We start from the raw sequence: 11,106 nt of genomic DNA on the forward strand, positions 1-11,106 counted from the left end.
ACACTTGCTGACTGGCGAATCAATGGCACGTTGATGTCGCGTGAGGCAGATGGTGGCTGGTGGCTTCACTCTATAGACAATGAAGATTTATTGTTGGCCGTTGAGCGCTACTTACGCGAACACAGCATCGTTGAGGAGGCGGGGTAAAATACCCCCATGTCTAACCTAGATTCTCTCCTCGTCGAGCTTGAAGCTACTGCGGAGGCGTTTTGGAATATCAGCCGCGAGAACGCTGTGTTTCTATCGTCGCTACTGAAGGCGATGGGGGCAAAGCGCGTGCTGGAGGTGGGGACGTCTAACGGCTACTCGACGCTCTGGTTCGCCGAGGCCGTGAAAGCCAATGGCGGTGAAGTCGTGACACTGGAGTTTGATGCGGGCCGCGCAGCCATCGCGCGGGAGAATTTTTCTAAGGCGGGCTTTTCAGAGACCATCACGCTGATCGAGGGCGATGCGTGCCAGACGCTAAAAACGCTCACCGGCCCGTTTGACTTTGTCTTTCTGGATGCCGAGAAGCCCGAGTACGCCACGTATCTACGACTCGCCGTCCCCCTCACGCGCACCAATGGACTGATTATCGGCGACGACACGATCTCCATGGCCGACCAGATGCCCGAGTATCTCACGCTCGCCTTCGCCCACCCCGAGCTAGAGTCCGTCGCCGTGCCCATTGACGACGGCATCGTGCTCTCGCGTAAACGCTAAAACCGCACTCCCCGGAGCAGCTCCGTAACAACAGGCTCCATAGACTTTCGATGCTTGGCAGGATACGCACAAAAGAGAATAGCCATCCCCACTTCATAGAATGGGTACAGTTCAAGTCCATCGTCAATGACCTCCGTCACCGAGAGCCAGCGGGTGCAAATCTTTCCCTGTTTCAGTCTTAGCCGTGACTCATGAACCCACTTACGTGTCTGCGCACGATGCCCACTGGTTTCAAGCATGAGAGTCACTTCAAGCCCAAGATTTCGGTGCTTGAAGTTATAGGTGTAGCCATGCCGCATCAGCGACGCATGAGGCTCAGGTGCCTCAAATTTTACCTTTTTCCAGTGAGCAGGCAATGAAAATTGGATGGGATGATTGTAGGGAGGCTCAGAGTCGAGTAGCGGAAAGCGATAGGTATTTTGCATGGACATATCACACCGTGAGATTGAAAAGCATACGGGCATTGAGGACGAAGCCGGGAAGCTCGGGGGAGCAGTCGATGGTTTCAGGGGCATTGAGGATAAGTGGCTCGGTGTTGGGGTGGAAGAGGGCAACTGGTATCGGAGTCAGGGGGGCAGTGGGCTCTAGCTCTCGGCAGAGACGGCGCTTCGTAAAATCCCGACGCCTTCCACCTCGACTTCAACCAGATCGCCCACGACCAGCGGGCCGACTCCCGGCGGCGTTCCCGTGGCGATCACATCGCCTTTCTCCAGGGCGAACCAGCGCGAGAGATAGGCGATGAGCTTGGGGATGGAGTGGATCATCTGGTTGGTGCGTCCCTCTTGCCGCATCTCGCCATTGACCCGTAGCGATACGCCAATATTTGTGGGGTCAGGAAGGGCATCTACGGTTACCAAGTGCGGCCCGAGCGGCCCGAAGGTGTCGAGGTTCTTGGCCAGAAACCACGGGTGGCCCTTGCCTTGGAGTATCTTGGACCTCTCCCGAGCCGTGATATCGTTGAAGCAGGTGTAGCCCACGACGCAGGACATGGCATCGTCTTCGGAGATATTCTTGCCGCCACTCCCCAGCACCACGAGGAGCTCGCCCTCATAGTCCACGCGGCCTACCCAGTCCGGGAGAAAGACCTCTTGATCGGGCCCAATGACGCTCTGGGACGCTTTGAGGAAGACCACGGGCTCATCGGGGACGGCGTTGCCGAGCTCTTTGGCGTGCTCGGCGTAGTTGCGGCCAATGGCCAGAATCCGATTGGGTCTCGGAATCGGGGCGAGGCGCGGGGCAAAGGGCGGAAGTAGCAAGTCCTCCAGCTTCCCCGTCTCCAGAAGAATCGCCGTGGCCCGATCCAGGCGCTTTGAGAGCATTTCTGCCTCACAAGCGGCGTCCAGTGGGGTAGTAGGAGCCGGAGCCATATCCCCTGCCGCCGCGAGAGCTGCCGCCACGGGGAGAAGCTGCTCTTCCTCCCCAAAAGTCACGGCCAGTTGTCCATCCACAAGTAAAGCCAGTTTCATTTTTTGTTTATTCCTTGGGTTTTCTTACTAAAAATCGCTGCGTTGCATACGCAAGCTCCACATAGTGCGCCTCGGCGAGGATCTCTTCGGTGCCAAAGATAAAAGTCGGGACGTGTCGGATGCCCTTGGCATAGGCTCCGTCATCGAAGGCGAGAATATTCTCCGCGCCCTGCTCAGACGCAATCGCGACTGTCAGTGCCGCGACATCCAGCCCCAGCGGTGCGCCGAGCTGCCCGAGAACCTCCAGCGACTCGATATCTTCGCAGCGCTCCCAGTAGGCGCGGTAGATCGCCTCGTGCCAGGCGAGCTCGGTGGCATAGTCGGTGGTGGCCTTGACGAACTCGGCCCCAAGAAGCGCTCGGTGGGTTCGCACAAAGCCGGGGCGCGGCTCAGGCACCAAGATCTGCTCGCTCTCACAGAATAGATCAAAACGCGTTTTTTTACGATCCGGATGACGTGGGGCACTGGGGCCGGGCTTGGAGAGCATCTGTGGCTCTAGCTCGGGGGGATACAGCTCGGCTCCGCGCCAGTCAAAGACCACGCTAAACTCAGCGGCGAGACGCTGGGCATGGAAGAAACCAACCCAGCACCAGGGGCAGAGATAGTCGTGAAAAAGGACAATGTTGCTGCGGGTTGCGTAGGGGCGAAACTCGAAAATAGTCACGGCTCGAATTATACCGTTAGGGTGTTTCGCTGGCACAGAAGTAGCGTGAGATCGTCGCTTGGCTCGCCGCCTTCGTGGAGCGCAGTAAAGATCGCATCGGCAAGGGCTTCTGGGCCGTGGGGGGCGTGGGCACGGATGATCTCTAAGAGCCTTGCTTCGTCGAAGTAGCTCTGGCCACGCTGGGTTCGTGCCTCGGTGATACCATCGGAGTGGAGGATCAGCAGATCGCCGGGAGCGAGGGTCAGCTCTTGCTCAGGAGCCCGCCAGATCGCAAAAAGCCCTAGGGGCGGGGCCTGTCCGCAGGAGGCGGACTCCACGTGACCATCCCGCGCTCGCCAGATCAGCGCCGGAGGGTGGCCCGCGTTCCAGAGGCGTAGCGTCCCAGCGCTGGCCTCAATCTCGGCGTAGAGTAGCGTTGCAAATGTCGTGGCGGGCAAGCGCCCACAGAGGTCTTTGTTGAGGCGGACCAGAGCGTGATGGGCTCCCCGAAGCGGGTCTAAGTAAGGCAGCAGGGAGCCAATACTAGTGGCTACCAGTGCCGCAGCAATTCCCTTTCCCGCCACATCGCCCACGGCTAGCCCTAGCCGCTCTGTGGCACTGTCGGTGATAAAGGCATGGAAGTCCCCTCCCACCTCTAGCGACGGCTCTGAGCGCAGTACCAGAGAGAGCCCAGGTACCTGTGGCACCTCCCGAGGCAGTGATGAGAGCTGGATCTCTCGGGCTAGCTCTAGCTCATGCTGATGGTTTTGTTCGGTATGTTTTTGCTGTAGCTCACGCGCGAGGCCCTCTTGGTAGCGCGTGAAGTAAGTCTTCATCTGGGTCACTAAGTAGCCTGTGAAGCCACCGACGATCAAAAAATAGGGGGCGGTATCACGCACAATTTCCCAGTGATTGGTGTTGTCCATGACCCCTAGAGCAACCGTCATCAGCCCCGCTAGCAGTCCCACTCCCAGCCCGCCCTTGAGGTCGCCAAAGAGTGCCGCGACAAAGACGATTAGATAACACAGACCTAAATAGGGACTCGTCGCCGCTCCTGTGTAGTAGGCGGCATTGCCTAAAAACAACAAATCCAGCACCACGAGTAGGCGAATCGGAATGCGCAAGATCGAGAGGCGATAGAGCTGCGCCAAGACGACCATGTTGTAGGCGAGCAGCAGGCCCATCGCGACCCAAGCCGCAGGCGGACGCTCGCGGTACCAGAGCGCCAGAAAGAGCGAGATCGCCGACTCTGTGAGAGCGAGTGCCCAGCGTCCTCGGCGCAAAAGTAGGGGGAACTCCTCTGTCTCTAACAGATTCATGAAGTACCCCACGCACAGAGCGCTGCTAGATCCTGCGCTCTATCGCCTAGTGCTGCTGGGACGACATTAAGGCCTTCTGTGAGCCGTGGCCAGGCATGGTCATGAAGTGTGGTGCGTATTTTGGGCAAGAGCAAGTCGGCGGCGTGGACGGCGAGGGTTCCTAGGACAACGCGCTCTAGATCCAGCAGCATCGCGAGCGTCGCCAGCGCCTGTCCCAGAAGCTCGGCAGCTTGGTTGAGAGCGGCAAGACAGGCGGCATCGCCCACCCGCGCGGCTTCGACCACGGCGCGGCCACTGGCCTCGCCTTGCCAGCCATTTTCTTGGGCGATCTTGGTCACGGAAGGGCCACTGGCATAGGCCTCTAGGCAGCCGTGTAGGCCACACGAGCAAGGGCGACCGTTCGGCACGACCGCGATATGCCCAATTTCTCCGCCTGCCCCGCGCCGTCCTCGGTGTAGTCTGCCGTCCATGATAAGCCCCGAGCCGATCCCTGTGCCCACGGTGAGAAACGCCATGTTTTGTGTTCCCTTGCCTGCTCCAAAGCGCCACTCGGCGAGCGCGGTAGCATCGGCATCGTTTTCGATTTTCACGGGAAGCGCGAGTGCCTCAGAAAGCCGGGCCGCGAGCGGGAAGCCTGTGCTCCCCCAGCCTGGCAGATTGGGCGCGGCAAAGACGAGGCCATGGGCCGCATCGGCGGGAGCCCCTGCGGAGACTCCTACGCCAATCAGAGCTTCAGAGCCACGGACTTGCTGTGCAAGATCTACGAGAAAAGCGAAAAGCCCCTCGGCATCGGCATCCGCAGGCGTGGGAGCGGCGACCCGGCGACCCACGGCTCCGTCTTCGTGCAGCAGCAGTGCCGCCGATTTTGTTCCTCCTAAGTCAATTCCCAGAATCACGCCGCTCGTATTGTATCCGCTTGCCGGGTAAAATAGCCGCATGAAGAAGCTCGCTGTTCAGCTTTACACACTCCGCGACCACCTGACGACGACCGCCGATGTCGCGATGTCGCTCAAACGTGTCTCCGAGATCGGCTACCGCGCCGTGCAGGTCTCGGCGGTGAAGGCATTTGAGACGGAGTTCGACGCTCCCACGCTGCGCAAGATGCTCGATGACAACGAGCTCAGGTGCATCGCGACCCACCGCTCGTGGGAGAGGCTCTCGCAAAACACCGACGACGAGATCGCGCTGCACCACGCGCTCGGGTGTGACTATGTCGCGATTGGAGGAATCCCGCAGAGCTACGGAGCCGATCACGCCGATGGCTACCGACGCTTTATCGCCGACTCCGCTCCCGTCATTGCCAAGCTCAAAGCCGCGGGGATTCGCTTTGGGCACCACAACCACAGCCACGAGTTTGTGCGCGTCACCCCCGAGAAGCCGCAGACGCTCTGGGACATTCTGATCGAAGAGGGCGGCCCGGACTACTACTTGGAGGCCGATCTCTACTGGATCTGGCACGCGGGCGTGGACCCGGCGGCGATGATGCGCCGCTGCAAAGGCCGTGTCCCCGTGATCCACTTAAAAGACAAAGAAGTCGTGCCCAAAGATGGCCCCGTGATCGCGGCCATTGGCGAGGGCAATCTCCCCTGGGAAACCATCCTGCCCGCTTGCGAGGAGAGCGGTGTGGACTGGTACGCCATCGAGCAAGACACCTGCCGCCGCGACCCCTTCGACTGCCTGCGCTCGTCGTTCGAGTATCTGAGCACACGCCTCTGAACCCACCCGGCTACTCGCACCGCTCGCATCCACCCTCCCTCTACGAAGGAGGCGCAGTAGGGATGTTTTATGAAGAGGGAAGCTCGTACTGCGATTGTATATCTTATCAAGAGCAACGATAATCTCTGTTAGGCGCTTCGCATAGAACGAGCCAAAGCAGGCACATCGGTGATCAGCCCGTCCACGCCTAGCGCGGCAAGGCGGCGCATTTCGTCGGGGTTGTTCACGGTCCAGACATTGACTTGTTTTCCCACGCTCCTCCAGAGCGTCATGGTCTCTTCCGTGACCAGGGCGAAGTGCGGGTGAAGCACCGGCCAGTTATCCCAGTCGTCGGGGAGGGTTTGAGAAAAGAGCCGGGCGCAGAGCAGGCCAGCGCAGTTGTGAAGTGCCTCGGGCAGAAACGACGAGATCAAGACGCGCTCGGCGATGCCATGCCGGGCGATGCACTCTAGCACCAGCGGCTCCAGGCCGTTGCCGCTCTCTTTCAGCTCCACATTGATGCAGGCAAAGCGTTTCCCGACCGTGGCAAAGACGTCGTCAAGAGTTGGCTGGCTGGGATAGTCGGCGCGGGTGCCGGAGATCGGGTCATGGGCAACGAGAAGCTGCAGGTCTGTCGTGAGCCGAACATCAAGCTCGATGCCATCGGCTCCTTGCTCCGCCGCAAGCAAAAACGCGGCGAGGGTATTTTCGGGGGCATCTGCCGACGCGCCCCGGTGGGCAAAGATTTGCATACCTCTATTCTACGCCGCTTTACGTGCCATCGTGGGGTTTAGGAAGCGGCTCTCCAGCTCCTCAGGAGAAATGGGGGGACTGAAGAGATAGCCCTGAAAGTGACGGCAGCCAAGACGGTGGAGAATATCGCACTGGGCTGCTGTCTCGACTCCTTCCGCCACCACGGTCATACCAAGGTCGTGCGCGAGCTGAACGAGGTGTTTGACCAGCATCTGATCCCGCACGCTCCCAACAATCGAGCTCACAAACGAGCGGTCAATCTTTACCACATCAAACGGACAGTGTCTTAAATGCGAGAGTGACGAGTACCCTGCGCCGAAGTCGTCGAGCGAGAGCGCAACCCCCATCTGCTTCAGGGCGTTCATGATCACGAGTGCCCCTGGAATATCGTCCAAGAGCGCGGTCTCGGTCAGCTCCAGCTCGAGAAAACCGGCGGCTAGCTTGGTGCTGGCAAGGACATCGGCGACTTTCTGAGGGAGATCCCGGTTGCGGAGCTGCTGTGCGGAGAGGTTCACGGCAACGCGCAGGGGGTACCCGTTCTTTCCCCAGACAGCAGCCTGAATACAGGCTGCATTGAGGACAAATTCACCCAGAGGCTGGATCAGTCCGGTCTCTTCGGCGATAGGGATAAACTTAGCGGGGGAGACGAGCCCGCGCTTGGCATGCTGCCAGCGAATCAGGCTCTCTACCCCGATCATGCGTCCCGTGCTGACATCCACTTGGGGCTGGAAGTAGAGCAAGAAGTTATCGCTAGGTGTGGCGCGGGTTAGATCATGGCGTAAGTCCGCCTCCAGCTCAAAGCGCTCTTTGGTGGTACGGTTCATCTGCGGCGTGAAGAAACGGAAGTCGCCCCGGCCATCTTCTTTTGCCTTATACATCGCCACATCGGCATTTTTGAGCAGCGAGTCGGCGTCCTGGGCATCCGTGGGGAAGCGGCTAATTCCAATACTGACGGAGATAACCAGCTCTTGGCCTTCCATAAGAATCGGTTCTGTAAGCGCCTTCAGGAGCGCCTCGGCCATCTTAGCGGCTCCGTTGACAATATCGGAGTGGTGCTCCTCACTCATGATTAAGACGAACTCATCGCCTCCCACACGGGCAAGTAGGTCTCGCTGGCCAATCGTGGGCAAGAGCCGTCGCCGAACCACGTACTGTAGAAATCTATCGCCGAAGGCATGCCCCAGCGTGTCGTTGATCTGCTTGAAGCGATCCAGATCCATGTAGACCGCGATCACGGACGAGTGTTGTTTCTGTGCTCGCTCAATGGTCAGCTCTAGCTGCTCACACAGGCGGCGACGGTTAGAGAGGCCTGTAAGAGGGTCATGAAGCGCTTGCTGAAGGGTCTTCTGCTCGCTATTGCGGCGTGACTGTGCTCCGGTGATAGCTTCGGCGGCAATGATGAGATACTTCTGCTCCTCGTTTTCCCACTGGCGCGGCTCCCGTTTGCTCTCCAGCCCTAAATAGCCCCAAAGATCCCCCTCAATGATAATGGGAAGAGCAAAGACAGAAAAAATTCCTTGTGTTTCTAAAATGCGGCGCTCTTCGTCGGGGAAAGCGCTTACTTGCCCGATAATGTTGCCTTCATCTCCCAGGACCTGTACCCAGCGCGGGAAACTCTTCGAGAGAGCGACATCTTGGCGCACCGGGTTATTGATCTGCCCCGTGACTCCTGGAGCACACCACTCCGCCAGTAGTGTGGCGTAGAACTCGCTCTGATCGGAGTAGCACTGGCTAAGATAGATTCGGTCGGCCTGCGTGGCGTGGCCCAGTAGAGGCAGGACATCTTCGAGTGCCTTCCCACGCTGGTCTGCGAGCAGGAGGCGCTCGATCTCGATAAGGGCCGCTAGATAGCGCTCTCTCTTTTTGTAGCTTTCTTGCTCGTGGAGGCTCTTTATACGGCTTGCCTCCAGGGAGCGATAGCGCTGAAGGTTGAGTCGTTGCCAGGCTGCTAGGCCAATTCCTAGAGCCAGTGCGAGCCCTGCTGTTCCGGCAATGGTCTGGAGCACGGGGAGTCGCCACAGGAGAAAAAGAAGAAAAAGGCCAAGCGCGGTGGCCGGTCCCAAAACGAAGGGTGAGGCGGCCGTGAGCCTCTCCGCAGTGCTATTTTGCGGAGCTACCTGCTTCGTGCTGGTTCGCGTCTTCTTTTGAGTTACGAGCATAGAACCTGGTCAATATAGATCGGAAGCGCTCGATTTCTTTCACTGCCAGCTGGATACGTAGCGCCCAGAGAGGCGTTTCCTCAGTGGGCCACAGATCGCGTAGCTTGGTGAGATCTTTCTCGGTCGTGAGAAAAAGACCACCGGGTAGCTGTGCGACGAGATCAAGTGCTTCTTCTTTATTGTAGGTATGATGATCAGTAAACTCGCGGAAAAATTTTAGGGGAAGAGAGAGTAATTCCAGAGTTTTTTGAAAAGCTTTTCCATCGGCAATCCCAGCGAAGGCGGCGATACTCTGTCCTGAGAGCGCTTCCAGAGGTTCTTGGGTACCGTCAAGCGCGATCCAGCTGTGCGGTGCATGCGTCGCTGTAAAGAGAGCGGCACGGGGTGCAAGGCGCTGTACAACGTGCTTGCGCCGCTCTAGCTCATCGGGGGAGATCGCATCAGAGCGGGTTAACACAATAATGCTCGCCCGGCTCAGATGAAACGGTGGCTCCCGCAAGAGCCCACGGGGAAGCATCCAGCCATTATCAAACGGAGAGCGTGCATCTAAGAGAACAATATCGAGGTCGCGGTGGAGCTGCCAGAACTGAAGGGCATCGTCGAGCAGAATCACCTCGGGGGCGAACTCCGCACAGGCTAGCTTGCCCGAGACTCGCCGATCCCGCCCGACAATCACGGGAATATCTGGCAGGAGCTGGGCAAGCAGTGTTGGCTCATCGCCCGCAACATCTGCTCCTAGTAAGAGCTTCCCGTCGCCCCGACTGACGATCTTGGCACCGCCGTCTTTCTCGTGACTGCCGCCGTGCCCGCGCGAGAGCAGCGCCACCTTGAGCCCTTCCTCGCGCAGAATCTTGCCTACCAGCGCTGCCATGGGGGTCTTGCCTGTCCCCCCCGACGAAATATTCCCAATGGCGATCACCGGCACAGGCAGGCGAAAGCGCTTGCGAACCCCGAGGCGATACGGCAGTAAATACAGCTCCAGCCCCACAAAGTGCAAGCCCGCGAGTGGGGCCATCATAAGGCGCAACAAAGCGCCACGAACGCTCTTCTCCTCCAGGAGCGCCTTAGCGTCCAAGCAGAGCCTCCACTGCGTCCAGACACTTTACCGACACGCCCTGGTTGCGCTCGATCAGGCCACGGGCTTTTTGGGCATTCTGTGCTTTTTCCTCCGGCGAGAGCGTGAGCCAGCGACACACGGCCTCCGCAAGCCCCACCGCATCCGTGACTTGCTCCCCCGCGCCTTCACTGATGGCAAGCGCGGCAATATCGCGCTGGTTGTTCATATTGGGGCCAAAGAGCGCTGGGACGCCCTGTGCCAGCGGCTGAAAGACGCTCTGACCGCCCCAGGGAGCCAGAGAGCCGCCAATAAAAGCGACATCGGCGATGGCATAAGCGCGGCCCAGCTCACCAAACGTATCGAGAATAAGAGTCGCGCCATGCTCACCTTTGCTTCGCTGCACAGAGCCAGGCAAGTGCGCCTTTACGGCTTCCACGCGCTCTAAGTGCCGAGGCGCTACGATCAGCCTTAGCTCGGGGAAGCGCTCTCGCACGCGCTTTGCGGCCTCAATAATCAGCACTTCTTCGTCGGGAATGCCATCTTTTCCATCGCGAGTCGAGCCACAGATCCAGACCAGACCGCCCTCAGGAATGCCCAGCTCCGCCCGAAGTTTTACGCGCTCCTCAATGCTGAGCATCGTCGCCGACTCATCGAACTTCGTGTTTCCAAAAGTCCGTGTGCGCTCTGGAGGCGCTCCCACTAAGCCCGCCCGGCGCGTGTCTTCGTCAGACTGCATCGCAAAGAGATCCACGCACGCGAGGCCACTCGCCATCATCCACTGCGCCTTGAGCCCACGCCGCAGGCCTTTATCGGAGATGCGCCCATTGAGCACGGCGACCTTGGCTCCCTGCCGCTTGGCAGCCTGAAGAAAGTTCGGCCAGATCTCCCACTCCATCAGCAAGACCGCATCGGGGCGCACCGCCTTCAGTGCCTGCGCCACTGCCCAGGGAAAGTCCAGCGGAAAGTAGGCCACCGCCGACGCACTGGCAATGCCTTGCGCCACCTCACGCCCACCTCGGGTAGTCGTGGTCAGGAGCAAGAACGCCTCTGGGTGCCGCTTGCGCAGCTCACGCAAGATTGGCTTGGCTGCCATCACCTCACCCACAGAGACCGCATGCACCCAGAAACGCAGCGAGCCCTCGCCTGCTTTTGTATAGCTCCCCCAGCGCTCGCGCCAATGTGCAGGGTCTTCCTTTCCCGTCGCCAGCCGGAAGGCGTAGTAGAGGAGCAACAGTGGCGAGAGAAGAAACAGCAGCAAGTTATAGATCATGGGAGGCCTATAGCCAGCGGCTCGGAGGCGCGTGTCTCGAAG

General features: G+C 59.3%; 12 protein-coding genes. 3 read left to right on the forward strand and 9 right to left on the reverse strand.

Going from position 1 to position 11,106, the window contains the following annotated elements; all coding sequences use genetic code 11:
• Nucleotides 1-156: 156 nt before the first annotated feature.
• A complete protein-coding gene (locus AC1XOS_RS14375) occupies nt 157-702 on the forward strand; it encodes an O-methyltransferase (protein ID WP_481962915.1) in 546 nt (181 codons plus the stop codon).
• On the opposite strand, the gene AC1XOS_RS14380 is transcribed toward AC1XOS_RS14375, so the two are convergent.
• Nucleotides 699-1,127 carry a hypothetical protein gene (locus AC1XOS_RS14380; protein WP_481962916.1) on the reverse strand — a complete coding sequence of 143 codons (429 nt, stop codon included), beginning with the start codon at nt 1,125-1,127 and terminating at the stop codon, nt 699-701. The genes AC1XOS_RS14375 and AC1XOS_RS14380 overlap by 4 nt on opposite strands.
• Here AC1XOS_RS14380 and AC1XOS_RS14385 point away from each other — a divergent pair.
• A complete protein-coding gene (locus AC1XOS_RS14385) occupies nt 1,126-1,290 on the forward strand; it encodes a hypothetical protein (RefSeq protein ID WP_481962917.1) in 165 nt (54 codons plus the stop codon). The two genes, AC1XOS_RS14380 and AC1XOS_RS14385, sit on opposite strands and share 2 nt — an antisense overlap.
• Here the strand turns inward: AC1XOS_RS14385 and AC1XOS_RS14390 are convergent.
• Genes AC1XOS_RS14390 through AC1XOS_RS14405 form a run of 4 tightly spaced genes read right to left on the reverse strand, consistent with a single transcriptional unit; the run spans nt 1,287 to nt 5,026 of the window.
• Nucleotides 1,287-2,168, reverse strand: coding sequence for a fumarylacetoacetate hydrolase family protein (locus tag AC1XOS_RS14390; protein ID WP_481962918.1), 882 nt, complete (start codon nt 2,166-2,168; stop codon nt 1,287-1,289). The two genes, AC1XOS_RS14385 and AC1XOS_RS14390, sit on opposite strands and share 4 nt — an antisense overlap.
• A 7-nt stretch (nt 2,169-2,175) precedes the next feature.
• Complete coding sequence (locus AC1XOS_RS14395) at nt 2,176-2,832, reverse strand: DsbA family oxidoreductase (protein WP_481962919.1); 657 nt, start codon at nt 2,830-2,832, stop codon at nt 2,176-2,178.
• A gap of 8 nt (nt 2,833-2,840) precedes the next feature.
• Entirely contained in the window at nt 2,841-4,130 is a 1,290-nt protein-coding gene (locus AC1XOS_RS14400; protein WP_481962920.1) for a PP2C family protein-serine/threonine phosphatase, read from the reverse strand.
• Nucleotides 4,127-5,026, reverse strand: coding sequence for an ROK family protein (locus tag AC1XOS_RS14405; RefSeq protein WP_481962921.1), 900 nt, complete (start codon nt 5,024-5,026; stop codon nt 4,127-4,129). Before AC1XOS_RS14405 ends, AC1XOS_RS14400 begins: the two co-directional genes overlap by 4 nt.
• A 40-nt stretch (nt 5,027-5,066) precedes the next feature.
• Here AC1XOS_RS14405 and AC1XOS_RS14410 point away from each other — a divergent pair, with 40 nt between their 5' ends.
• Nucleotides 5,067-5,846, forward strand: a complete 780-nt coding sequence (locus AC1XOS_RS14410) for a sugar phosphate isomerase/epimerase family protein (protein WP_481962922.1) — start codon at nt 5,067-5,069, stop codon at nt 5,844-5,846.
• Between the two features lie 128 nt (nt 5,847-5,974).
• Here AC1XOS_RS14410 and AC1XOS_RS14415 read toward each other — a convergent pair whose 3' ends face one another.
• The 4 genes from AC1XOS_RS14415 to AC1XOS_RS14430 form a co-directional block, all read right to left on the reverse strand.
• Nucleotides 5,975-6,577, reverse strand: a complete 603-nt coding sequence (locus AC1XOS_RS14415) for a glycerophosphodiester phosphodiesterase (protein ID WP_481962923.1) — start codon at nt 6,575-6,577, stop codon at nt 5,975-5,977.
• 9 nt (nt 6,578-6,586) lie between these two features.
• Entirely contained in the window at nt 6,587-8,737 is a 2,151-nt protein-coding gene (locus AC1XOS_RS14420; RefSeq protein WP_481962924.1) for a putative bifunctional diguanylate cyclase/phosphodiesterase, read from the reverse strand.
• Nucleotides 8,679-9,812, reverse strand: coding sequence for a tetraacyldisaccharide 4'-kinase (gene lpxK / locus AC1XOS_RS14425; RefSeq protein ID WP_481962925.1), 1,134 nt, complete (start codon nt 9,810-9,812; stop codon nt 8,679-8,681). The genes AC1XOS_RS14420 and lpxK overlap by 59 nt, the downstream gene beginning before the upstream one ends.
• Nucleotides 9,802-11,106: 3-deoxy-D-manno-octulosonic acid transferase (locus AC1XOS_RS14430; RefSeq protein WP_481962926.1), on the reverse strand; the 1,305-nt coding region annotated here is incomplete at its 5' end. The genes lpxK and AC1XOS_RS14430, both read right to left, overlap by 11 nt.

This window comes from Armatimonas sp., assembly GCF_964826245.1.